Genomic DNA, 23,405 nt, shown 5'->3' with positions numbered 1-23,405 from the left:
CAATATTATAAGCGTGATCCCATTGCCTAACGACTGGCTTTCGGATAGAATGCGCAACCTTATTGATTGCAGTCCATGTGATCAATCTTAAAATAGTCGCGTAGCTCAGCTGGTTAGAGCACCACCTTGACATGGTGGGGGTCGATGGTTCGAGTCCATTCGCGACTACCAAAATTCAAAAAGCCGTTATAATTAACGGCTTTTGTTGTTTTTATCAAATGCTTTGTATAGGCCTTGTTTCAAGGTTGTTCGCTAAAATTTTGACGGATCTGGCATGCCAAATATTCGATTACCCGATGGTTCTGTAAGACAGTTTGAACACGCTGTAACGGTGGCGGAGGTGGCTGCCAATATCGGCACCGGTTTGGCAAAAGCCGCGCTGGCTGGCAAGGTGACTTATCCCGGCCAGGAAGCAAAGCTGGTGGATACCAGTCATCAGATTGCGCAAGATGTTGAGCTGGCGATTATCACGGACAAGAACGAAGAGGGGCTGGAAATTATCCGCCACTCAACCGCACACTTGTTGGCCTATGCGGTAAAAGAGCTGTTCCCGGATGCACAGGTGACGATAGGTCCTGTCATTGAAAATGGCTTCTATTACGACTTTAGCTATAAGCGCCCATTTACGCCGGATGACCTGATGGCCATTGAGAAAAAAATGGCTGAATTGGCAAAGAAAGACGAAAAGGTCGAGCGCAAAGTGCTGCCGCGTGATGAAGCGGTGGCTTACTTCAAAAGCATTAACGAACACTACAAAGCCGAGATCATTGCCAGCATTCCCAGCAATGAGGATGTTTCGCTGTATTCAGAAGGCGCGTTTACCGACTTGTGCCGTGGCCCGCACGTGCCGAATACCGGCAAGCTCAAGGCATTTAAATTGATGAAGCTGGCCGGCGCCTACTGGCGCGGTGACAGCAATAACGAAATGCTGCAACGTGTGTATGGCACTGCCTGGCGCAATAAAGAAGAGTTGGAAGCGTATCTGCATATGCTGGAAGAGGCTGAGAAGCGCGACCACCGCAAGCTCGGCAAACAGCTCGATTTTTACCATATGCAGGAGGATGCGCCTGGCATGGTGTTCTGGCATCCGCGAGGCTGGGTGATTTGGCAAGAAGTTGAGCAGTACATGCGTGCCAAATTCAGGGAGTACGATTACCAGGAAGTGCGTACGCCGACAGTACTGGACAAAACCCTTTGGGAAAAATCCGGCCACTGGCAAAACTACCGTGACAATATGTTTGTCACCCAGTCGGAAAACCGTGATTATGCCGTGAAGCCGATGAACTGCCCCGGTCATATCCAGATTTTCAACAGCAGTTTGCATAGCTACCGCGATTTACCGTTGCGGCTGGCGGAGTTCGGTTCTTGCCACCGCAACGAGCCGTCTGGTTCCTTGCATGGCTTGATGCGCGTGCGTGGCTTCACCCAAGATGATGCCCATATTTTCTGTATGGAATCGCAAGTCGAAGCCGAAGTGGCGGACTTTATCAAAATGTTGTACGAAGTCTATAAAGACTTTGGGTTTGACGATGTGATCGTTAAATTGTCTACCCGCCCAGAAAAGCGTGTGGGTACGGAAGAAGCGTGGGACATGGCAGAAAATGCCTTGGCTAACGCGATTAAGGCGAATGGCCTTGAGTTCGAGTATCAGCCGGGCGAAGGCGCTTTTTACGGCCCGAAAATTGAATTCACCCTCAAAGACTCGCTCGGACGGATGTGGCAATGCGGCACCATCCAGCTCGACCCAAACCTGCCAGAGCGCCTGGGCGCCGAGTATGTGGCTGAAGATAATACGCGCCAACGGCCTATCATGCTGCACCGTGCGATTGTGGGTTCCATGGAGCGTTTTTTAGGCATCTTGATCGAAAACTTTGCGGGTGCCATGCCGGTCTGGCTGTCGCCTGTGCAGGTCATGGTGCTTAATATTTCGGACAATCAAGCCGATTACGTGCGCCAAGTAGTTGAAAAATTGAAGAAAAATGGCATTCGATGCGATTTTGACTTGAGAAACGAGAAGATTACCTATAAAATACGCGAACATAGTTTGCAAAAATTGCCTTATCTGATTGTTGTTGGCGATAAGGAAATGCAAAATGGTCATGTGGCCGTACGTACCAGAAAAGGTGAAGATCTGGGTGCGATGTCGGTAGATGCGTTTGTTGCGCGTGTACAGCAAGACATCCAAAACCGGGTCTAATTTTTTAGGTGCCGTGCGGCTTTGTTTATTGTTAGGGGATTGTTATAGCTCAGGATAAAGATACACGCATTAATGGCGATATTACCGCGCCACAAGTGCGTCTGATTGGTGTAGATGGCGAACCGTTAGGCATTATGAGTCTCAAAGAGGCCTTTGCCAAAGCGGAAGAAGCTGATATTGATATTGTTGAAATTGCACCAAATGCTGCACCGCCCGTGTGCCGTTTGATGGATTATGGCAAATTCAAATACGCCGAGAGCAAGCGTCTACACGAGCAAAAACTCAAACAAAAACAGGTGCAGATCAAAGAGGTCAAATTTAGACCTGGCACCGATGATGGCGATTACAACATCAAGTTGCGTAACATTATTCGCTTTTTGGGCGATGGTGACAAAGCCAAGATTACTTTGCGCTTCCGTGGCCGTGAAATTACGCATCAGGAGTTCGGTTTGGCGCTGTTGAAGCGTCTGGAAGCGGATCTTGCTGAGCATGCAGCGGTGGAGCAATACCCAAAAATGGAAGGCCGTCAAATGGTGATGGTACTGGCGCCCGCTAAAAAGGTGCCACCGAAAAAAGCGGACAAGTCCGCAGAAGAATAAGTTTTTTGGAGTGATATGGCTAAATTGGCTGCCTACTCACTCTTTACTCAACCTCTAAGGAGACCAAAATGCCAAAGATGAAAACAAAGAGCAGCGCCAAAAAGCGCTTCAAGTTCTTGGGTAACGGCAAAGTGAAGCGTACACACTCTCACTTGCGCCACATCCTGACCAAGAAAACAACCAAGCAAAAACGTAAACTGCGCGGTACCGCAATTATTTCTGCGACCGACGTGAAACGCGTTCGCGCAATGATGCCAACACAATAAGGAGACCGACATGCCTAGAGTAAAACGTGGTGTCATCGCACGCGCAAAACACAAAAAAGTATTAAATGCTGCTAAAGGTTACCGTGGTCGTCGTAAGAACGTCTACCGTGTTGCCAAACAGGCGGTCATGAAAGCCGGTCAATATGCATACCGTGACCGTCGTCAGAAAAAACGTCAATTCCGCGCATTGTGGATTGCCCGTATTAACGCGGCAGCCCGTGAAGCTGGTTTGACCTACAGCCGTTTCATGAATGGCTTGAAAAAAGCTGCGGTTGAAGTTGACCGTAAAGTGCTGGCTGATCTGGCCGTGTTCGATAAAGCTGCTTTTGCCAAGTTTGTAGAATTGGCTAAAACAGGTTTAAGCGCCTAATCAGACCTACCAAAAAAAGAGGCTGCGGCCTCTTTTTTTATTTTAATGTTAGTTAAACCCTAAAAGAATACCGACGATGGCTGATCTTAATCACTTAATCGCAGAAGCAGCACAGGACTTTGCCGCTTGTCATGATATCCCTGCACTGGAAAACGCCAAGGCCAAATTTTTGGGCAAGTCAGGCGCTATTACTGATGCACTGAAGGGCTTGGGCAAGTTGAGTGCCGAAGAACGTCCTGCAGCCGGGGCAGCGATTAATGTGGTCAAGCAGGCGGTCGAGCAAGCCTTGAATGACCGCCGTGACAGTATTTTGGCCGCAGCCCAGGCCAAGCAGCTGGCGAGCGAAACCATTGATGTGACTTTGCCTGCGCGTGCGCAGTCCAAAGGGGGCCTGCATCCTGTGACGCTGACTTTGCGTCGTGTGGAAGAGCTGTTTCACTCTATCGGTTTTAGTGTGGCCGATGGCCCTGAAATTGAAACCGATTTTTATAATTTCACCGCTTTGAATATCCCTGACAACCACCCGGCGCGTGCCATGCACGATACGTTTTATGTGGAAACCGGTGGGGATAACATGGAATACGTGCTGCGCACACATACCTCGCCAGTGCAGGTCCATTACATGCAAGACAATACGCCGCCTTTAAAAATTATTGCGCCAGGGCGTGTGTATCGCGTGGACTCGGATGCGACACACTCACCGATGTTTCATCAGGTGGAAGGCTTGTGGGTAGATGAGCAGATCAGTTTTGCTAACCTAAAAGGCGTTGTGCAGGATTTCCTGCAAAAATTCTTTGAGCGTGACGATTTAACCGTCCGTTTCCGTCCATCTTTCTTTCCGTTTACCGAGCCGTCAGCCGAGATGGACATGAGCTGGAATGGCGGTTGGCTGGAAATCGGTGGTTGCGGTATGGTGCATCCCGAAGTACTCAAGCACGTCAATATCGATAGCAGCAAATACCGTGGTTTTGCTTTTGGTTTGGGTGTCGAGCGCCTGGCCATGTTGCGTTATGGCGTCAATGATTTACGCCATTTCTTTAATAATGATCTGCGTTTTTTGCAGCAGTTCATCAAGTAATTTCAGCACCCGCGCACTTTAAACAGCAGAATTAAGACAAGGTAAGACAGATATGCAGTTCTCCGAACAATGGTTACGATCCATGGTGAATCCAGCGATGGATACCGAGCAGCTTGGTCATGCGCTGACGATGGCAGGTCTGGAGGTTGAAGCGCTCACGCCTGTTGCGCCAGCCTTTAGCCGCGTCGTTGTGGCCGAGATTCTGGAGGCGGCCAAACATCCAGACGCTGATCGCCTGCAAGTGTGCAAGGTGAAAGTCGGCGAGGAGACTTTGCAAATTGTCTGCGGTGCGCCTAATGCGCGTGCCGGTTTGAAAGCCCCATGTGCGCTGGTTGGCGCACAGTTGCCAGAAAGCAATGGGCAACCAGGCATTCAAATCAAGCAAGCCAAAGTACGTGGGGTTGAGTCTTTTGGCATGATGTGTTCTGCCAAAGAGCTGGGCATTGCTACAGAAGCCAATGGCATTCTGGAGCTGCCAGCAGACGCGCCGGTTGGTCAGGATATTCGTGAATATCTGGATTTGAACGACCATACCTACACGTTAAAGCTCACGCCTAACCGTGCCGACTGTCTGAGCATTGTCGGCATTGCACGCGATGTGGTCGCCATGACCGGCGCGCCAATGACTGCCCCAGCTGTTGCCCCTGCTGCGGTGACAGGGACCCTGACCAAAAACGTGACGCTGCAAGCCAGTACGGCTTGCCTTGCCTATTATGGCCGGGTGATCGAAGGCGTGAATGCACAAGCTAAAACGCCAGACTGGATGGTCCGCCGCCTTGAGCGTAGTGGTATTCGTAGCATCAGTGCGCTGGTGGATATCACCAATTATATTTTGCTGGAGCAAGGGCAACCGTTGCATGCCTTTGACCTGAACCTGCTGCAAGGCGATATTCAGGTACGTTTTGCCCAGGCAGGTGAAAAACTGGTATTGATTAATGACACAGAAGTCACCCTCAAAGGTGATGATTTGGTCATTGCAGACAGTAACGGCCCCGTGGCGTTGGCAGGCATCATGGGGGGTAACCCCAGCGCAGTCAGCGATACTACGCAAGCGATCTTTTTAGAAAGCGCATTCTTTACGCCAGATGTGATGGCTGGCAAAGCCCGTCGTTTGGGGTTGAGCACCGACTCCTCTTACCGTTTTGAGCGCGGCGTGGATTTTGGTAACACACTGAATGCCCTTGAACGTGCGACGGCATTGGTGCTCGAAATTTGTGGTGGCCAGGCCGCCGCCGTCACCGCAGTGACTGCCGACTTGCCGGTACGAAAGCAAGTCAGCTTGCGGTATGCCTACCTGCTGTCAGTGTTAGGCATAGAAATCAGCCTGGCGCGTGTAGGGCAGTTGCTCACACAATTGGGTTTCAGCTATACCGAAAGCAATGGTGTGTTCCAGGTCAATGCGCCTAGCTTCCGATTTGATATCGCGCGTGAAGAAGACCTGATTGAAGAAGTTGCCCGTTTGCATGGCTACGAGCATATCCCGGCACTGACCCCTGTGGCACCGCAAGGCATGCTGGCCTCGCCAGAAGCGCAGCGCAGCAAGCATTGGTTGCGCGATGTCATGGTTAATCAAGGCTATCAGGAAGTCGTCACCTACAGCTTTGTGGATGCAAGCTGGGAGCGTGATTTGTACGGGAATGAAGCACCGATTACACTTAAAAACCCGATTGCCAGCAATCTGAGCGTGATGCGCTCCGGTTTGTGGGGCGGTCTGCTCGATGCCCTGGACTACAACCTCAAGCGTCAGCAAACCCGTGCCATGCTGTTTGAGCTCGGTGCGCGCTATGAACAAGGTAACCAGGGCTTTATCGAAACATTGACATTGTCTGGCCTGATCTATGGCAGCGTCCAGCCAGAGCAATGGGCAGCAGAGGCCCGCGCTTTTGATTTTTATGATGCCAAGGCCCACGTCGAGTCGCTGTTCGCGCAAACCGTGCGTTTTGTGGTCGAGCAGCATCCCGCCTTACATCCAGGCCAGTCAGCACGCATTTATCTGGGCGATCAAGCTGTAGGCTGGCTGGGTAAATTGCATCCGCAATGGCAACAACAGTATGGCCTGACCAGCGCCTGTTATCTGTTTGAGCTTGATGCCGCCGCTGCGCTGGCGACGCAAGTGCCGGCGTATAGCGAGGTAAGCAAGTTCTTACCTGTACGCCGTGACCTTGCCGTGATTGTTGATCAAAATGTGTCAGCACAAACCATGATTGATGCCATTATTGCCGAGCAAATTCCGCAATTACAAACCCTAAAATTGTTTGATGTTTATCAAGGCAAAGGGGTGCCAGAAAACAAAAAAAGCCTTGCATTTCTTGTACTTATGCAAGATACTTGCAAGACAATGGTCGATGAGGAAGTCGATACCATCGTGGCGCGAATCCTCAATAATTGGTCATCCAATTTTGCTGCATCACTAAGATAGTATCACTTAGGGACAACATCATTTAGGTAATTCATCAGGATAATGCCATTTAAATCATCATTGCATTACTCCAAGGATTAACAGTTGATACAACTCAAGCGTCATCTCGCATAATAAGAAGGTTCAGGGGATCGTTAATGACACTCACAAAAGCTGATTTAGCCGATTTGTTGTTCGAACAAGTCGGGCTGAACAAGCGCGAAGCCAAGGATATGGTCGAAGCGTTTTTTGAAGAAGTCCGGAATGCGCTAGAAGAAGGGGACAGCGTCAAACTATCCGGTTTCGGTAATTTTGAACTGCGTACCAAATCCGAGCGCCCAGGTCGTAACCCAAAAACCGGTGAAGAAATCCCGATTTCTGCACGCCGTGTGGTGACCTTTCATGCCAGCCAGAAATTGAAATTACGCGTAGAAGAACACTACGCAGAACATCCATTACAAGCACAAGCCTGATCTGATTACACCCTATGCTAGAAACGCAAAAAGTGTCGTTGCCCCCCATTCCCGCCAAGCGCTACTTCACGATTGGTGAAGTGAGCGAACTATGCGGGGTGAAGCCACACGTCTTGCGTTACTGGGAACAAGAGTTCACTCAGCTCAAGCCTGTCAAACGCCGCGGCAATCGTCGCTATTACCAGCATCACGAAGTCCTGCTGATCCGTAAAATTCGCGAACTCCTATACGAGCAAGGCTTTACCATCAGTGGCGCCCGCAATCGCCTGGATGGTGTGGAAGAAAAAGCAGATAAACCGCGCAGCAACACCGAATCAGCGGTTTCAAGCAGTCCACAATCTCAGGGCTTGATGGCAGAAGAAATATCGCAATCCGCTATTGATGTGGCGGCGCTTAGAGAACAAATTCAACAAGTGCTGCAATTGCTCAAAGTGCCCGCATAAGCGCACAACGTAGCCATAAAAACCGCATATTCTGCTTAGCGAATATGCGGTTTTGCTTTATAATGCCACCTTCTTTTTCAAACGGTTTTATTGTTTGATTTTGAATATTCGGGGCGTAGCGCAGCCTGGTAGCGCACTTGCATGGGGTGCAAGGGGTCGCGAGTTCGAATCCCGCCGTCCCGACCAAACACATATCCAAGGTGGTTCAATACCATCCAAAGAATAGCCTTGAAACGACCTTTCAAGGCTATTTTTACGTATCAGCCATCCAAAGTAGTTCATTGAAATCCACGAGTAAAGTGGGGTAAGTGACGGGGTAACAACACTTGGCCCCAGTGTGAGTTACCTCAACATTAGCAAGTGGTGGCGGCTCTAGTATCACTTTGCAGCAAAAGAAAAGCTGCTTTCCCTAGGTACTTATCCAGATATCTCCCTACAGCAAGCCAATCAAGAGCGTGAAGAAGCCATAAAGCTAGTGGCTGAGGGCATGGATCTCAGCTTGGAGCAGAAGCGGAGCTGAGGCTTTTTATTGGGTTCAATCCAAGGGTAAGTTTAATTCGACAGTGTTGGTGGGGGAGTACTTTTTAAATAGTGATTTTGATTGCACCCAATCATCATTTGCAGTTCATCCTGGCTTGTTGTTTCTGCATGCCTCAAGTCTTAAGGGTACAGCACCTAATACTGAAGATTTACGTCATTTCAAGCTGTCAACGAGGTTGATCATGTGAGGAGATCAAACTTCTGAGGCTGCGAAGATTGTGGCTTTAAGTCTGGTCCACATAGTCTTGGTTGTGCAATTAAACTGCGAGATCGGGGGTAATGGTTACGGGTACTTGAAGTTGTTGGCTGATGGTCCCAATATGGCGGGCCAGGGCTTCGTTGAGTGGCATCGGGCGGTTTAAGTAGAAGCCTTGTGCATAGGCGACGCCCATTTCTTTGAGGCAGTCCAAGGTGGCTTGGTCTTCAACATATTCTGCAATGGTCTTGATTTCCATGGATTGGGCAACGCTTTGAATGGCTTTGGCCATAGCTAAGTCTACCTTGTTGCTGGTGATGTCTTTGACATAGGCACCATCCATTTTTAGGAAGTTGACGGGCAGGTGCTTGAGGTAGCTGAATGAGGACATGCCGCTGCCAAAGTCATCCAGCATGAAGCGGGTGCCCATTTTTTGTAGTTCTTTGATCAGTTTGATCGTGTTGTCGATATTGATAATTGCCGAGGTTTCAGTAATTTCGAAGCAGACATGGCCGGGCGAAATCTCGTAGGTTTCAAAGCAGTTTTTGATGTAGGGCAGTAGCTGTGGATCTCCAAGCGACATGCCCGAGAGGTTAATGCTGACAATAAACGGTTTGATGCTGGATTGCAGTTTGAACAGGGGTTGTAATGCCATAAAGGCATGTTGAATGACCCAGCGATCAATTTTGGTCATGAGATTGTAACGCTCTGCCGATGGCAGAAACTCGGCAGGCGGGATAATGCCGCCGTTTTCGTCACGCTTGCGGATCAGGATTTCATAGAAGGGCGGCAGTTCTTTTTGCTGTAGCGGAAAAATGCCTTGGCAATACAATACAAATTCGTTGTGTTCGATGGCTTCGTTGATGCGCAGTACCCACTCCATTTCCGCATGGCGTTTGAGCATCACGTCGTCTTCATTGTGGAACAGGTGAATCTGGTTGCGGCCGTTGTCTTTGGCAACGTAGCAGGCGGCATCCGCATGGCGCGTAATCTGGCCAACATCCTTGAGGTCTGCGGTGATTTCAACGATGCCTATGCTAATGCCTGTTTGAAACAGCCGACCTTCGTGCATGAAACGAAAGGCCTCGACCATTTGCCGCAGTTGTGCAGCAATTTCAATGGCTTTTTCAACCTGGCAATAACTCAGTAACAAGCCAAATTCATCGCCACCCAGGCGGGCAAAGGTGTCTTCGGCACGAATGCGTTGGCTCAGGATCATGCTGATCTGCCGTAGCATTTCGTCGCCTGCCAGGTGACCGCAGGTGTCGTTAATGACGCGGAACTGGTCGAGGTCCATGTAGCAGAAGACATGATTGGCACGATGCTGTTTGACGTCTTGCAAGGCTTGCTGCAACCGTCTTTCGAGTTCCTGTCGATTGACCAGTCCGGTTAAGGCGTCGTGCCGCGCCTGATAACGCAATTGCGCCTGTGCATCTTGAATGCGGTGACGCATGTCTGCCTCGACGTGCTGCATCTCACGCGAGATCTGGTTGATTGTACTTTGTAGGGATTTGATCTCTGGCAGGGTGTTTTTAACCTGGCTGACCTGCTGGCTTCCGATCACAAAGCGCTTGAGTGCCGCGGTCATATCGCGAATTGGCTGACTGATAGAGCGACTGACCCAGCTGACAAGGATGGAACACAAGATCAGGGTCAGCGTGATATAGCCGACATTTTTAATAAATGCCTGCCTATGATCTTCGATGAGGGCGGCTTTGTCTACGGATACAAATACATACCCCAAAAGCTGATGTGCGGGCGTGGTGGAAAACACTTTCACCATGGTGATGTCGTGCGTGGCTTGCTGCATCACCATCGTGTCCTGCTGGAGCAGGCCTTCTTGCATAGTGAAGACTGCACCTACATTGGCGATCGGTTGTTTATTGGCGTCTGCAATGATCAGGGAAAGATAGGGCTCGCGGTTAAGCTGGCTTGCCTTGAGCAAGCGATCAATATAAGGCTTGCCATGTAATTGATCTTGATTATGGATGACCGCAGACAAGAATTTTGCAGTGGTCAAGGCATGCTGACTGAGTTTTTCTTCTTCATGTTGCAGTTGCTCTTTAAAGTCAAACAACAGAAAAATGCAGGAAAGCGCGAAGACGGGGCCGATGACTAGAAGCAGTAGTCTGGACTGTATACTCAGGTTTTGGAAGAATTGCATGGATTCCAGGTCAAATACTAAATAACATCAGCACAAATACAAATGGGTTGCACTGCCGTCGCCGGTGATTCATGACATCCCCCCCAATTTCGTGTATAAGTTTAATGTTTGTCACTGCAAAAATTGCTTACTCACGCGTGTTCAGCCTAGGTTTGACTCGTTCCGGTGACATCCGCAAGCATTCAAGTTTTCGATTCGTTCTAGTGTATTGGTTTTCTCATGATTCAGCAAATTTATATCACAGATTACTTGTCTGGAGCGGCTGCGCAGCCTGTTGCGCAAGTTGAATCACTCTTGAGTCAGTGCCCGTCGTTGCAATATGCAAGCTGGCAAACAGTTGCACAGCCACCCTTAAATGCCTTATTTGCGCAGTTGGTCGCGCCTGATTCCCGTGCACCACACGCTCCAGTCAGTCGCGTATTGTCGTCAAGAGTGGAGGAGACTGTCCTGCCGGCTTTTTGTCTGCTGCCTGTCCATTTGGCAATGCGACGTGATACGTTTAGTTTGCAGTCTGTCGTGCCCTTGTCGTCAGCGATTTATCAAGCGCTCACAACGCGGCTACAAGCCCATTTTGCAGCAGATTTTGAGCTGCATATTGATTCAGGTCAGCGGTACTGGTGGGTACAACCTTTGCGACAGGTTCAGGTGCAGTGCCGCTGGCCACAGGATTGTTTGTTTCAGCAAGCCATGCACTGGCAGCCGCAAGGGCCTGATGCCGGCCTGATCCGGCAATGGGCCAACGAGATGCAAATGCTGCTGCATCAACTGGCCACCGAGCCATCCATGGCTGACTGGCCAGGAGCGCTCAACAGCCTTTGGTTTGCCAGCGTGGGCCCTGTGCCAGATTGGCAGCATGGGTTTGATTTGGTTGCCGGGCAAGGCGAGGTCTTTGCTGGGTTGAGTGCCTTGCAATTACCCAGATGCAAGGCGACCACGCTGGCTGAGGTGATGCAAATGCCGCGTACGCAACAGGCGCTGTGGATCACCGATGAACTTGAAACGCTGGATTGGCCTGCGCTCAATCAGGCCTTGCAAGCTGGCACGCTTCAAGCACTTCACATCGTGCTCCCGTTTGCTGAACGTAGTGTACAGATTCATTACCAGAAACGTCCGCGCTGGCATTTCTGGCGCAAGCCCACCACGTTAAACAAGCTATTGCAGCAACTCGAGCAATCGCTATCTTCCGCCACTGAGCAAGCGGGATTCAACCCATGAAGATTCAACAGAGAGCTTATGACATCGCTGCGCTGGAGGGCTTGCAAGCGCAGGGCTTGCCGCCATTAATGGCGAGATTGCTCGCAGCGAGAGGCGTGACAAGTGCTGACTGGAGCCTGCAAGACATGCCGCATCTGCTTAAACCGGAGGCCTTGACCGGCGCAGCGGAAATGGCAAGGCAATTGGCTGATGCGATTGCGCAACAACAGCGCATTTTAATCATCGGCGATTATGACGCGGATGGTGCAACAGCGACCAGTGTCGCCATGCGCGGCTTGCGCATGATGGGCGCCGAGGTCGATTTTCTGGTGCCTAACCGGTTTGAATATGGCTATGGACTCACGCCGGAAATTGTCGCACTGGCAGCCACGCGGCAGCCGCAGGTGCTGCTGACCGTGGATAACGGTATCGCCAGTATAGACGGCGTGGCCGCGGCCAAGGCACTGGGCCTACGCGTTCTGATTACCGATCATCATTTGCCCGCCGAGCAAACGCCTGCTGCAGATTGCATCGTGAATCCCAACCAGCGTGGCTGCGGTTTTCCTAGCAAGCATCTGGCTGGTGTTGGCGTGATGTTTTATGTGCTGATTGCCTTGCGTGCCGAGCTCAAGCAGCGCGGCCAGTTGGCTGAAGACCAAGTCCACTTGGGGCGCTTGCTCGATCTGGTCGCGCTGGGCACCGTCGCTGACCTCGTGCGGCTGGATGCCAATAACCGTATTCTGGTCAGGCAAGGCCTCAAGCGTATCCGTCAGGGCCAAGCCTGCCCTGGCATTCAGGCCATTCTTAAGCTCGCCGGGCGTGATCCGCAACAAGTGAGTGCGCAAGATTTGGGCTTTTATGTCGGCCCACGTCTGAATGCTGCTGGTCGCCTTGATGATATGACAATAGGTATTCGTTGTTTGCTGGCCGAGACGCCGCAAGAAGCCATGCAATATGCGCAGCAGTTGCATCGCCTCAATGCCGAGCGCAAGCAGATTGAAGCCGAGATGCAATTCGACGCCATGGCTGATTTGAATCAGGACTTTCGTCCAGAGCAATACACGATTAGCGTATTCCAGCCAGACTGGCATCAGGGGGTCATCGGTATTCTGGCATCACGCATCAAAGAGCGTTTTCACCGCCCCGTCATTGTCTTTGCCGATGCCGGAGACGGCTTGATTAAAGGCTCAGGCCGCTCTATCGCCGGCTTGCATTTGCGCGATGCGCTCGATTTAGTTACCAAACAGCAACCCGATCTCATCGTCAAATTTGGCGGCCATGCCATGGCGGCCGGCTTGAGTGTCCGCGCTGAAGATTTTGCACGCTTTCAGCAAGCGTTTGAGCAGGTCGTGCAAAGCTTGATCAGCGCAGAGGTCTTGCAAGAGATGCTGGAAACCGATGGCGGCCTTGCGCCAAATGAGATGTCTTTGCAAACGGCAGAATTACTCACCCAGCACGTCTGGGGCCAGGGTTTTCCACAACCGGTGTTTTATGATCATTTTGACGTCTTGTCACAAAAATTATTGGCCGAAAAGCACTTAAAACTGCGCCTGCAAAAACATAACCAGCAATTTGATGCGATTTATTTTCAGCATGCTGAACCGTTGCCAGAGCAGGTCGCGCTTGCATACTCGCTACAAGTGAATGAGTACAACGGTCACCGCAGCGTGCAATTGCAAGTGGTGCATGCAGTCGTTTGAAGAAACTTGGTGATTCAATGAAGTGAAAGTAACCAATAGCTTATGTGAAATTCAATTTCGAAATATATAGTTTCTTTGCGCCCAAGAAATAAATATGAAATTTAATAGAGATAGAGTTGATTAGTGAATCCTAATGACGAATTTTTCAGTAATCAACTCTGCTCAATCGACTGACTTTAATTATTTCAACGGCAGGTAAATATCTGTGATGAGGTCAGCTTCAGTAATATCCGGCAGTAGATTCAAATAGTGAAAGTAAAGAGGAAAATCACGTAACTCTTCACCACTCTTGGGCAGCCAATCTCTGTATATTGGGTAAATTGATTCCCCGAGACGGGCGTGAGAACCTAAATGTCTGACCACTGCGCAACGGCCACCAGGAATCGTTTTGGTGACAATTCCGTAGGAGTTTTCTGGAATGTCACTTTTCACTTCTCCTCCAATATCAAAACGAAACTGTATAGGCTCGGTTGTGTCTGGATTATCGTATGCAATACCGAATGTCCTACTCGTGTTTTTGGGCGATAAGCCGGTTTCTTTGCGCCATTCGATGAATTGACTCATTGCGTTGTTTAACTTTTCTACAGGGCCAATATGTTCTTTGACTGCAATGCGTGTCATTTCAACATTTATAATATCAACCTTCACTTTGTTATTCCTTTCTGGTAACCGAAAATCAAATACCTTGTGCCAACTATCCCAATCTGGATTTTTTCTAAAAGCAGATTGGGATTGTCCAAATGTGTTTTTGAAAGCACGGGTAAATGACTCTGGGGATTCAAAACCGGCATTCAGTGCGACATCAATAATTGTTACAGAATCTTGAAAAGCGACCTTAAACGAAGCTTGTTTTAATCGAAGCAGTAATACATACCGAGCGACATTAATACCAACATAATCGTCAAATTGCCGATGGAAATGGAATTTAGAGAAGTGAGCAATAGCGCAAAGTTGATCCACATTTAACGGCTTATCAAGATTATGCTCAATGTAATTGAGCACCTCTTGAAATCGTGCAGCGTACAACTTTTCTTTTTGCTTGTTCATGTTTTTTCCTTATCCACGAACAGGAGTATGCTTATTTATATGAAGTAAAGCCTGACGAAAATTGCTAACTTCACAATATTTTTATAAGCTGATTCCAATTCTTGACGCTGGCTTGTACATGTCAATAACCCAGCAAGCGTAGCCTGTACTGAGTATGGCGACACTTGCACAAGGCGCAGGGCGCTGAATGTTACTTTGCTTTAGTCAACAGTCATTGGACTCGAAGTAAAATGAAGTTTTATCTATCATTACTCAACGTCAGTTCAATGACCAAAGCATTTGCCCAACTGTCTGTCCTCAGCATAATGCGATACAAGCCGTGTTGCGTCTTAGTTTACGCACTAAGTGCGAAATGCATATGGTGTAAAGCCTCTAATTATCTTGCTAAAGCCGCTGGTATCATTTCAGGGGAGGGGCTCTTGCAACGTTAAACCAGCTTTAGGCCCTTTACCCTAAATCAGTTAAAATAGAGCCTTCATTCAAGAGGTTGAAGTATGGCCCGTCCGTTTAAAGCTCCCAAAAGTCCGATTCGTCCGCCACGTGCGCCCAAAGTTACTCCGCCCGCAGTAGAGGACGGCGAAGAAGGGGTGCCTCCGCCGCGTGAAGGGCAGCGCTTGCATAAACTGCTGGCGATGGCCGGGTTTGGCTCACGTCGCGACATGGAGGCTTTGATCGAAACCGGCCGCATTACCATTAATGGCCAGGTGGCGCAGGTGGGCGCGGTGGTTGATGAGCATGATGTGGTGCGCATGGATAGCCGGATTCTGCATTTGCCGTTTGAGGCAGAGTTGCCGCAGGTGTTGCTGTATCATAAGCCGGAAGGCGAGATTGTGAGTCAGGATGACCCGGAAGGGCGTGCCACGGTATTTGACAAGCTGCCACGCATCAAACAGGGCAAGTGGATTGCCGTGGGGCGTCTGGATATGAATACCAGCGGTTTGCTGATGTTTACTAACTCCGGCGAGTTGGCCAACCGGTTTATGCATCCACGCTATGAGGTGGAACGCGAATATGCGGTGCGTATTCTGGGGGAACTGACTGAAGAGCAGATGGCGCAACTCAAACACGGTATTGAGCTCGAAGACGGCCCGGCCAACTTTGAAAGTATTTTCCCTAACGGGGGCGAAGGCGCCAACAAGTGGTATCAGGTGGTGATTAAAGAGGGTCGTAACCGTGAAGTCCGTCGCCTGTTTGAAGCATTTCACCTGCCGGTGAGCCGCCTGATGCGTGTGCGTTTCGGGCCAGTTGCGTTGCCGCCCCGCCTCAAGCGCGGCACCATGCTCAAGCTGGAACAAAAACAGGTGGTGGCCTTGCTGGAGTGGGCTGGCTTGCCTGTGCCGCGCAAGCCGCTCAAGCAAATGAGCCCGCATGACCGTGACCGTGCGACGCGCGTGTTTACGCCTAAAGTACGCAAGCAGCGCCGCAGTTTGCTGGATACTGTGAATAATCCCGTTGATACGCAGCAAGAGCGTCCTGCACGCGCGCCAACTGGCAACCGTCGTATTCGTCAGGATTCAGATTTGAAGCAGGCCTCCATGCAAAATGCGCGTATCAATAGCGGTGCTAAAAAACGCACTGACCGTAATCGGGGGCGTGGTTAATCTGCGCGTCGTGTGTTGACGGAAAAGCCGATCGCATGACTGACAGTCACATGCAAGAAACTCTGGTCACGCATCGATATCCGCGTGTGCTGTCTATCGCTGGCTCTGATAGTAGTGGTGGTGCCGGGATTCAGGCCGACCTCAAAACATTCTCTGCCCTTGGTTGCTATGGCATGACGGCCATTACCGCGCTGACGGCGCAAAATACGCAAGGGGTGCGCGCCATTCATAGCGTGCCGGTCAGCATGTTGCGTGACCAGATTGATGCGGTGGTCGAAGATATCGGTGTCGATGCCGTCAAGATCGGTATGCTGCATTCTCCTGAAGTGGTGGAGGCTGTGGCACAGGCGCTGGATGCCCATGGTCTCAAGCAAGTGGTGCTGGACCCGGTGATGGTGGCAGCCAATGGTGCCAAACTGATTTCTGATGAAGCGATTGCCGTGCTGGTATCCGAGTTGTTTCCACGGGCATTGGTGGTGACCCCGAATCTGGATGAGGCGTCGTTGTTGCTGGGCCGTCCGCTGACGCAAAGCGATGCACTTGCCGAGGCCGCGCAAGCCTTACTTGCACAAGGCGCACATGCCATTTTGCTCAAAGGGGGGCATCTGCCTGACCATGACGTGCTGGATATTCTGGTGCAAGCCCATGCCAATGGGCAGGACAATGTAATCCAGCGCTTGCATTCAGTGCGTATTTCTACCCATAACTTGCATGGCACCGGATGTACGCTTTCATCCGCGATCGCTGCCTATCTTGCCTTGGGCTGTAACCTGTCAGAGGCTGTGTTGGCCGCCAGAACCTATGTGCGCGGTGCCTTATATGCGGGCTCGCATGTGCGCACAGGCGAGGGCGTCGGACCACTCAATCATGGCTTTGCACCCGAAGCAATGAAGGTTTACGGCGAATAGCGTTTAATCGCTACCAAGCCAAGAAGAGCAGCGTAGGCCTCAGTATTGCTGTGATGCCTGCGCTGATAACACGTTATTCAGTGTGCAGCCCGGCTTCCAGCAAGTCTTCTTTAGTGAGCATAAACACAAACTGGTCGCCGCCGCTGGTATCCAGCCAAGTAAAGGGTAAGTCTGGATAGGCTTCATGCAAGGCGTCACGGTTGTGGCCGATTTCTACCACTAGCACGCCGCCATCATTCAAGTATTCAGCTGCCTGCGTCAGCAGGACGTGGGTATGGTCCAGCCCGGCAACGCCGCTGCCCAAAGCCAGTTGCGGCTCTTTGCGGTATTCTTCTGGTAACTCAGCCATGCTAGGGGCATCCACATAAGGCGGATTGCTGATAATCACGTCATATTTACGGCCCTTGAGCGCGGTAAACATATCGGATTGCACCGCTTGTACCTGATGCTCAAGGCCGTAGCGTTTGATATTGATATTGCAGACCTCAATGGCATCCGGGGAGATATCCACCACATCAATATGCGCATTAGGGAAGGCCTCGGCCAGTAACACGCCCAGGCAGCCCGAGCCTGTACAAACATCCGCCGCGGATTCCACCATTTCCGGAAACTCTACCCAGGGCTGCAAGCCATCTTCAAGCAATTCGGCAATAAATGAGCGTGGCACGATGACGCGTTCATCGACGTAAAACTTGAACCCGCGCAGCCAGGCTTCATTTACCAGATAGGCGGTGGGTGTATGCTCTGAGACCCGCTTGTCGATCAAGGTTGCCAGGTGTTGGCTTTCCTCGGTGGTTAAACGCGCATCCAGAAAGTTATTCAGGGTGTCATGCGGCAAATGCAGTGCGCTCATGATCAGCCAGACAGCTTCGTCATAGCTGTTATCGGTGCCATGACCATAAAAAATGTCAGAGTTTTCAAAACGGCTGACGGCATAGCGCAGCCAGTCGCGGATGGTGTGTAGGTTAGTTGTCATGGTTTTAATTTACCGCCGATAAACGCAGATAAACGCCGATACGAAGAGGTGTCGATTCAGAACTGATTGACGATTCTCTTGATATCCACTTTTGCTCTGCCAAAATTAATAAGTAGGCATACTTTCAAATGGGTCGCTTTAAGGTAATTCATGCATTGTGACTGGTGTTCTGGTGAGAGTGCATTGCATGCTTTCAATTCTAAAATGATGCATTCATTCACCAAGATGTCGACAAAATACTCACCAACCATAGTATTTTTGTAATAAACCGCGACCGGATATTGAGCTTTTGCAGTCAGGCCTGCACTCCTCAATTCCAATAGCAGAGCATTTTCATACACTTTTTCTAAAAAACCACACCCAAGATAGTTACTGACTGCATATACACAACCGATAACTCTACCGGTGAGTGCGTCAAGTGCCAGTCTTTCTTGATCGGCGTTCATTAGCGTTTATCGGCGGTTAAATCAACCCAGCAACAATAATTCCATGGTGTGCTTATAGGTTTCTTTGAGTGGCTCAATATCGGCCACGGCGACGCATTCGTTCAATTTATGGATGGTGGCATTCAACGGCCCGAATTCAATCACTTCTTTGCAGATATCGGCAATAAAGCGCCCATCGGAGGTACCGCCAGTGGTAGAAAGCTCGGGAGTGACCCCGTAACTCTGCACAATCGCGTTGCTGATAGCTTCTACAAGCTTGCCGCGTGGCGTGATATAGGACTGGTTATGCTCCCAATCCAGGCTGTATTCAAAGCCGTGGCTGTCCAGAATCGCGTGGACGCGCGTACGCAAACTTTGCTCAGAGCTGCCTTGCCCATCCACCTCAGGGCAGTAGCGGAAGTTAAACAATATCTCAACATGCCCAGGCACCACATTGGTCGCGCCGGTGCCGCCGTTGATGTTAGAAATCTGCCAGGAAGTCGGCGGAAAATATTCGTTGCCGTTGTCCCATACGGTTTCAACCATGTCTTTAATGGCCGGAGCTGCCAGATGAATCGGGTTTTTCACCAGATGCGGATAGGCAATATGGCCCTGAATGCCTTTGACGATGAGTTTGCCGGACAGGGAGCCGCGTCTGCCATTTTTAATCATGTCACCGACCACTTTGTTGCTGGTGGGCTCACCCACAATGCAGTAATCAAAGCTTTCGCCGCGGGCTTGCAACGCCTCCACCACTTTGACGGTTCCCTCAATCGCAATACCTTCTTCATCTGAGGTGATCAGCAGGCCAATCGAACCAGGATGGTCAGGATGTTCGGCGATAAATTCTTCGATGCTGGTGATAAACGCAGCGAGCGAGGTTTTCATGTCTGCCGCGCCGCGTGCATACAGCATGCCGTCTTTAATCGTAGGCTCAAACGGTGGCGTATGCCATTGGTCCAACGGGCCAGTGGGGACGACATCGGTATGGCCGGCAAACACGATCAGTGGACCGGTGGTGCCGCGTCTGGCATAAAAGTTATCGACCTCGCCAAAACGCATGCGCTCGATCTTGAACCCCAGTGGCGCCAGGCGGGCAATCATGGCCTCCTGACAGCCAGTATCTTCTGGCGTCAGCGAGCGGCGTTTAAGCAAATCAATGGCAAGATCCAGTGTTTTTGACATAGTGGTTATTCTTGAGCAAACAGTTGGCGGTAATCGGCTTCATTAAAACCGAGGGCGATGATTTTATCGGCGTTGACCAATACCGGGCGTTTAATCACCGAGGTTTTGGACTGCATCAGGGCAAGTGCAGAGGCAGCATCTACTACGCTATTTTTTTCCACTTCGGCCAAATTGCGCCAGGTCATCCCGCTGCGGTTCACCAGTTTTTCCCAAGGATATTGTTGCAGCCAGGCTTGGCCGGTGACGCTATCCAGGCCCTGTTTCTTGAAGTCGTGAAATTCGTATGCAATGGCGTGTTGGTCCAGCCAGTCACGCGCTTTTTTGACGGTATTGCAATTGGGGATGCCGTATAGTTTCATGGCTGATCATCAAGCTAAAAAACTTATTTTACCAGCCACGGCAGATGGCGTCGCCATTTATTGCGGTGTTCACATAACCTCAGAACAGGTTTTGGGTTGCTGACTGCGATTGCAGTTTGCTAAATACATCAAACAGGTATTGTTGCTCTACCGGTTTTGAGAACAGGAAACCCTGCATTTGGTCACAGCCGATGTTGACCAGCGCTTTGCGCTGTTCCTCGTCTTCCACGCCTTCGGCGACGACGTTCAGATTGAGTGCATGCGCCAGTTTGACGATAGCCTCAACAATCGAGAGCGAGGTGTGCGAAACCGCCACGTTTTTGGTCAGGGAGCGGTCCAGTTTGACTTCGCTGACTTCCAGGTCTTCTAAATGTGTGAGGCTGAACGGATGCAAGCCAAAATCATCCAGCGAGATTTTAAGGCCCTGCTGTTTAAATTGGCGCAATGTGTCCTTGAACTGGCCCTGATGATGAATGGCGTTAGTTTCAGACACTTCCAGAATGAGGTTGCGGGATTCTACGGCATGCGCTTCAAGAATCGATTGAATCAGCGCGCCCAACTGTTTGTTGCGGAACTGCTGGTTGGACATGTTGACTGAAATGCTTAGGTCTATGCCGCGATCGCGCGCCTGGCTAATTGTGCGGCAGGCCTGGGAGATGACCCAGGCATTGATTTCTTCAATCATGCCAAAGCGCTCAGCCGCTTCAATAAAACTGTTGGGGGAGAGCAGTCCGCGCGCCGGATGCTGCCAGCGTAACAGCGCTTCGGCGCCATGGACCATGCGCGTGATGGCATCCACTTTGGGCTGAAACAGTAGCCTGAACTCTTGCTCGCTAATGGCTTGCTTGAGTTCAATACGGGTTTGTTGCATCTCGTCAGAGGCTTGCTCGATCTCGGCATCAAAGAATCGATACTGGTTTTTGCCGTTTTCCTTGGCCTTGTACATGGCGGCGTCTGCATTCAGTTTGAGTTTTTGCAGGTTGCCGTCTTGTGGATACATGGACACGCCCACCGAGCACGAAATCTCAATCACGTGATCTTCAATCACAAACGTTTCGCGTAACGCATCCACCACACGCTGAATCACTGTGACCACGCTCTGGTGATTTTCAATCTCACTCAATACGGCAATAAACTCGTCGCCACCGGCACGTGCCACATAATCACAATTGCGGATGGCATTGCTGATACGCTTGGAGACTTCAATCAGCAGCAAATCGCCAATATGGTGACCAAACTGGTCATTGACCGGTTTGAAGTGATCCAAGTCGATATAAGCCAGGGCCAGCGATTCCCCGTTACGGTCACAGCGCTTGGCACTCAGGATCAGGTGCTGGTTCAAGGCATCCCGGTTGGGCAGGTGTGTGAGCGGATCATAGGCCAGGAATTTTTTATTGACGGTTTGCGTATTGCGGAAGGTCAGTTTGCTTTGCGCTAGATCGATATTGCGCTCATAAAAAATCACCAGAATAAACGAGGTGATAAATAAAAAGACCGGGACCAGAACCAGCAGTAGCATTAAATAATTATCGGCTTGATCGCTGGGCTGCCCAATCAGCATATTGTTATGCACAATACTGAGGTTGATGGCCGTGTGCGAGGCCAAAAAGCCCAGTGCAATTTCTATCGAAAACATCCACTTCAAACGTTTTTCGAGTTTGCCGCTATAGCCTTTGAGCCAGAGGATGGTGACAATTGCCAGGGCGGCGGTCAGGCAGGCCAGGAACAGGGAAAACAGGGCGGTCCAGGTGTCTATGCGGATATTGATGGCCCCGGCACTGATCTGATAAAAATAAGACAGCAGGTAGCCACTGATGCCGGTGGCCGCAGAAGCGGAGAGCAGATCACGTAAGGGCAGTCTTTTTTTATGGACCGTTTTGAGGATAGCGGCCGCCAACAGATAGCTGCACAGCATGCAGCCAATCAGGTCGATAGGATGTTGGCTAACCTTAGGGATATTATCTGCGAGAAACTGGTAGCCAGCATGCAGGCTGAAGATACCAGCTGCCATGACGACGGCATATTTTTTGAGCATGAAGTCATGCTCTTTGGGAGTGGCAACACGCAAACGATCAACCAGTTTGAACGCAAAAAAGCATCCAACGACGCTGGATGTAAAGAGTGCGACCAATAGCATTTGCGTTGTTATCATAAGTAATTGCACGTTTATTTTGATTGTTTAATGTGTGGCACGACTACTTGTTCTTTGTGCTTGCTCTGTATTGCTCATTGCTTTACTGCTGGGATTGCTCGGACTACTGACTCTCCAACGGGTTAACACTCAACTATTCAAGAATGCTCACGCTGTCTTGCTTGCGGGACATCTTTACGGTATTGAGAGTCACTCCTTTATCGGAACCGGCGCGCAATAACTTGAGCAGGCCGGTTGAAGTGACTCTTTATTTTATGTCGCCAGGCGTATTAAATGCCGCGCAACAACTCGTTGATGCCAACCTTACCCAAGGTTTTGGCATCCACTTTTTTCACGATGACGGCGCAATACAGGCTGTACTTGCCATCGCTGGAAGGCAGGTTGCCTGAAACGACCACAGAACCTGCAGGCACGCGACCATAATGCACTTCGCCGGTTTCGCGGTCATAGATTTTAGTGGATTGGCCGATGTAAACGCCCATGGAAATCACGCAGTTGTCTTCAACCACCACGCCTTCAACCACTTCTGAGCGCGCGCCGACGAAGCAGTTATCGCCAATGATGGTTGGACCGGCTTGTACAGGTTCCAGTACGCCACCAATGCCAACACCGCCGGATAAGTGCACATTTTTACCGATTTGTGCGCAGGAACCTACGGTTGCCCAGGTGTCTACCATGGTGCCTTCACCAACGTAGGCGCCAATGTTGACGTAAGACGGCATCAAGACAGCATTTTTCGCAATGAAAGAGCCTTTGCGCACTATGGCGTTAGGCACCACGCGGAAGCCACCTGCCTTGAAGTCTTCTTCGGTGTAGTTGGCAAATTTTGGATCCACTTTATCGAAGTAGCGGGTGACGCCATCATCCATCAAATAGTTGTCTTTGAGGCGGAAGGACAGCAAGACTGCTTTTTTGATCCACTGATGCGTTTCCCATTGCTGGCTATCGCCAATCCGGGTAGCTACACGCAGTTTGCCCGCATCCAGATCATCCAGAATAGAAGCCACGGTGGCTTTGACGTCTGCCGGAGCATTGGCAGGGTTGATGTTGGCGCGGTCTTCAAAGGCCGCTTCAATAATGCTTTGACGTGGATCCATAATCTTCTCTTGTTCGATTGAAAAACAGTAAACCCGA

Annotated in this window: 20 protein-coding genes and 2 tRNA genes; 14 read left to right on the top strand and 8 right to left on the bottom strand. The window is 50.4% G+C overall.

The features are described 5' to 3' along the window. Window positions 1-94 precede the first annotated feature (94 nt). From GOC95_RS03880 to GOC95_RS03835, 10 genes are all read left to right on the top strand, one after another. Window positions 95-171 (top strand) — tRNA-Val (locus GOC95_RS03880). A 103-nt stretch (window positions 172-274) separates the two neighbouring features. Continuing rightward, a complete protein-coding gene (thrS, locus tag GOC95_RS03875; protein WP_275355884.1) occupies window positions 275-2,197 on the top strand; it encodes a threonine--tRNA ligase in 1,923 nt (640 codons plus the stop codon). A 44-nt stretch (window positions 2,198-2,241) separates the two neighbouring features. Continuing rightward, entirely contained in the window at window positions 2,242-2,796 is a 555-nt protein-coding gene (infC, locus tag GOC95_RS03870; RefSeq protein WP_275356385.1) for a translation initiation factor IF-3, read from the top strand. A gap of 68 nt (window positions 2,797-2,864) precedes the next feature. Then, on the top strand, window positions 2,865-3,062 hold the full coding sequence (rpmI, locus tag GOC95_RS03865; RefSeq protein WP_018985786.1) for a 50S ribosomal protein L35: 198 nt from the start codon (window positions 2,865-2,867) through the stop codon (window positions 3,060-3,062). Window positions 3,063-3,072: 10 nt separating this feature from the next. After that, window positions 3,073-3,432, top strand: a complete 360-nt coding sequence (rplT, locus tag GOC95_RS03860; protein ID WP_194748232.1) for a 50S ribosomal protein L20 — start codon at window positions 3,073-3,075, stop codon at window positions 3,430-3,432. 76 nt (window positions 3,433-3,508) lie between these two features. Further along, entirely contained in the window at window positions 3,509-4,510 is a 1,002-nt protein-coding gene (gene pheS, locus GOC95_RS03855; protein WP_275355881.1) for a phenylalanine--tRNA ligase subunit alpha, read from the top strand. Window positions 4,511-4,562: 52 nt separating this feature from the next. Beyond that, window positions 4,563-6,929 carry a phenylalanine--tRNA ligase subunit beta gene (gene pheT, locus GOC95_RS03850; RefSeq protein WP_275355879.1) on the top strand — a complete coding sequence of 789 codons (2,367 nt, stop codon included), beginning with the start codon at window positions 4,563-4,565 and terminating at the stop codon, window positions 6,927-6,929. 137 nt (window positions 6,930-7,066) lie between these two features. Continuing rightward, complete coding sequence (locus GOC95_RS03845) at window positions 7,067-7,381, top strand: integration host factor subunit alpha (RefSeq protein WP_194748229.1); 315 nt, start codon at window positions 7,067-7,069, stop codon at window positions 7,379-7,381. 14 nt (window positions 7,382-7,395) lie between these two features. Further along, window positions 7,396-7,824: a MerR family transcriptional regulator gene (locus GOC95_RS03840; RefSeq protein WP_194748228.1), complete on the top strand. Its 429-nt coding sequence runs from the start codon at window positions 7,396-7,398 to the stop codon at window positions 7,822-7,824. A gap of 109 nt (window positions 7,825-7,933) precedes the next feature. Beyond that, window positions 7,934-8,010 (top strand) — tRNA-Pro (locus tag GOC95_RS03835). A 611-nt stretch (window positions 8,011-8,621) separates the two neighbouring features. Here the strand turns inward: GOC95_RS03835 and GOC95_RS03830 are convergent. Continuing rightward, the gene (locus GOC95_RS03830) at window positions 8,622-10,724 is read right to left on the bottom strand and encodes an EAL domain-containing protein (RefSeq protein WP_275355875.1); all 2,103 of its coding nucleotides are present in this window, start codon (window positions 10,722-10,724) and stop codon (window positions 8,622-8,624) included. Between the two features lie 219 nt (window positions 10,725-10,943). Between GOC95_RS03830 and GOC95_RS03825 the strand changes: the two genes are divergently transcribed. Together GOC95_RS03825 and recJ are read left to right on the top strand one after the other, a co-directional pair. Further along, window positions 10,944-11,939: a hypothetical protein gene (locus GOC95_RS03825; protein WP_275355873.1), complete on the top strand. Its 996-nt coding sequence runs from the start codon at window positions 10,944-10,946 to the stop codon at window positions 11,937-11,939. Continuing rightward, window positions 11,936-13,618, top strand: coding sequence for a single-stranded-DNA-specific exonuclease RecJ (gene recJ / locus GOC95_RS03820; RefSeq protein WP_275355871.1), 1,683 nt, complete (start codon window positions 11,936-11,938; stop codon window positions 13,616-13,618). Before GOC95_RS03825 ends, recJ begins: the two co-directional genes overlap by 4 nt. Window positions 13,619-13,798: 180 nt before the next feature. On the opposite strand, the gene GOC95_RS03815 is transcribed toward recJ, so the two are convergent. After that, window positions 13,799-14,665, bottom strand: coding sequence for an AraC family transcriptional regulator (locus GOC95_RS03815; RefSeq protein ID WP_275355870.1), 867 nt, complete (start codon window positions 14,663-14,665; stop codon window positions 13,799-13,801). A 494-nt stretch (window positions 14,666-15,159) separates the two neighbouring features. Here GOC95_RS03815 and rluB point away from each other — a divergent pair, with 494 nt between their 5' ends. Beyond that, a complete protein-coding gene (gene rluB / locus GOC95_RS03810) occupies window positions 15,160-16,266 on the top strand; it encodes a 23S rRNA pseudouridine(2605) synthase RluB (protein WP_275355868.1) in 1,107 nt (368 codons plus the stop codon). Window positions 16,267-16,301: 35 nt separating this feature from the next. Further along, window positions 16,302-17,174, top strand: a complete 873-nt coding sequence (thiD, locus tag GOC95_RS03805) for a bifunctional hydroxymethylpyrimidine kinase/phosphomethylpyrimidine kinase (protein ID WP_275355867.1) — start codon at window positions 16,302-16,304, stop codon at window positions 17,172-17,174. Window positions 17,175-17,247: 73 nt separating this feature from the next. Here thiD and prmB read toward each other — a convergent pair whose 3' ends face one another. From prmB to dapD, 6 genes are all read right to left on the bottom strand, one after another. Continuing rightward, on the bottom strand, window positions 17,248-18,150 hold the full coding sequence (gene prmB, locus GOC95_RS03800; RefSeq protein WP_275355865.1) for a 50S ribosomal protein L3 N(5)-glutamine methyltransferase: 903 nt from the start codon (window positions 18,148-18,150) through the stop codon (window positions 17,248-17,250). A 56-nt stretch (window positions 18,151-18,206) separates the two neighbouring features. Beyond that, window positions 18,207-18,596, bottom strand: a complete 390-nt coding sequence (locus GOC95_RS03795) for a GxxExxY protein (protein ID WP_275355863.1) — start codon at window positions 18,594-18,596, stop codon at window positions 18,207-18,209. Between the two features lie 21 nt (window positions 18,597-18,617). Beyond that, entirely contained in the window at window positions 18,618-19,760 is a 1,143-nt protein-coding gene (gene dapE / locus GOC95_RS03790) for a succinyl-diaminopimelate desuccinylase (protein WP_275355862.1), read from the bottom strand. Window positions 19,761-19,765: 5 nt separating this feature from the next. Beyond that, the gene (locus tag GOC95_RS03785; protein ID WP_275355860.1) at window positions 19,766-20,119 is read right to left on the bottom strand and encodes an ArsC family reductase; all 354 of its coding nucleotides are present in this window, start codon (window positions 20,117-20,119) and stop codon (window positions 19,766-19,768) included. A gap of 79 nt (window positions 20,120-20,198) precedes the next feature. After that, on the bottom strand, window positions 20,199-22,271 hold the full coding sequence (locus GOC95_RS03780; RefSeq protein WP_275355858.1) for an EAL domain-containing protein: 2,073 nt from the start codon (window positions 22,269-22,271) through the stop codon (window positions 20,199-20,201). A gap of 269 nt (window positions 22,272-22,540) precedes the next feature. Further along, window positions 22,541-23,368, bottom strand: a complete 828-nt coding sequence (dapD, locus tag GOC95_RS03775; RefSeq protein ID WP_194748213.1) for a 2,3,4,5-tetrahydropyridine-2,6-dicarboxylate N-succinyltransferase — start codon at window positions 23,366-23,368, stop codon at window positions 22,541-22,543. Window positions 23,369-23,405: the final 37 nt, after the last annotated feature.

Origin of the sequence: Methylophilus sp. YYY-1, from assembly GCF_029132825.1 — a bacterium.
In the GTDB taxonomy this organism is placed as follows: domain Bacteria; phylum Pseudomonadota; class Gammaproteobacteria; order Burkholderiales; family Methylophilaceae; genus Methylophilus; species Methylophilus glucosoxydans.
This window is presented reverse-complemented; position numbering and strand designations above follow the sequence as displayed.

Coding starts and splice junctions, on each gene's coding strand:
- thrS (WP_275355884.1), top strand. CDS start 275: ATGCCAAATATTCGATTACCCGATGGTTCTGTAAGACAGTTTGAACAC.
- rpmI (WP_018985786.1), top strand. CDS start 2,865: ATGCCAAAGATGAAAACAAAGAGCAGCGCCAAAAAGCGCTTCAAGTTC.
- rplT (WP_194748232.1), top strand. CDS start 3,073: ATGCCTAGAGTAAAACGTGGTGTCATCGCACGCGCAAAACACAAAAAA.
- pheS (WP_275355881.1), top strand. CDS start 3,509: ATGGCTGATCTTAATCACTTAATCGCAGAAGCAGCACAGGACTTTGCC.
- pheT (WP_275355879.1), top strand. CDS start 4,563: ATGCAGTTCTCCGAACAATGGTTACGATCCATGGTGAATCCAGCGATG.
- GOC95_RS03845 (WP_194748229.1), top strand. CDS start 7,067: ATGACACTCACAAAAGCTGATTTAGCCGATTTGTTGTTCGAACAAGTC.
- GOC95_RS03840 (WP_194748228.1), top strand. CDS start 7,396: ATGCTAGAAACGCAAAAAGTGTCGTTGCCCCCCATTCCCGCCAAGCGC.
- GOC95_RS03830 (WP_275355875.1), bottom strand. CDS start 10,724: ATGCAATTCTTCCAAAACCTGAGTATACAGTCCAGACTACTGCTTCTA.
- GOC95_RS03825 (WP_275355873.1), top strand. CDS start 10,944: ATGATTCAGCAAATTTATATCACAGATTACTTGTCTGGAGCGGCTGCG.
- recJ (WP_275355871.1), top strand. CDS start 11,936: ATGAAGATTCAACAGAGAGCTTATGACATCGCTGCGCTGGAGGGCTTG.
- GOC95_RS03815 (WP_275355870.1), bottom strand. CDS start 14,665: ATGAACAAGCAAAAAGAAAAGTTGTACGCTGCACGATTTCAAGAGGTG.
- rluB (WP_275355868.1), top strand. CDS start 15,160: ATGGCCCGTCCGTTTAAAGCTCCCAAAAGTCCGATTCGTCCGCCACGT.
- thiD (WP_275355867.1), top strand. CDS start 16,302: ATGACTGACAGTCACATGCAAGAAACTCTGGTCACGCATCGATATCCG.
- prmB (WP_275355865.1), bottom strand. CDS start 18,150: ATGACAACTAACCTACACACCATCCGCGACTGGCTGCGCTATGCCGTC.
- GOC95_RS03795 (WP_275355863.1), bottom strand. CDS start 18,596: ATGAACGCCGATCAAGAAAGACTGGCACTTGACGCACTCACCGGTAGA.
- dapE (WP_275355862.1), bottom strand. CDS start 19,760: ATGTCAAAAACACTGGATCTTGCCATTGATTTGCTTAAACGCCGCTCG.
- GOC95_RS03785 (WP_275355860.1), bottom strand. CDS start 20,119: ATGAAACTATACGGCATCCCCAATTGCAATACCGTCAAAAAAGCGCGT.
- GOC95_RS03780 (WP_275355858.1), bottom strand. CDS start 22,271: ATGATAACAACGCAAATGCTATTGGTCGCACTCTTTACATCCAGCGTC.
- dapD (WP_194748213.1), bottom strand. CDS start 23,368: ATGGATCCACGTCAAAGCATTATTGAAGCGGCCTTTGAAGACCGCGCC.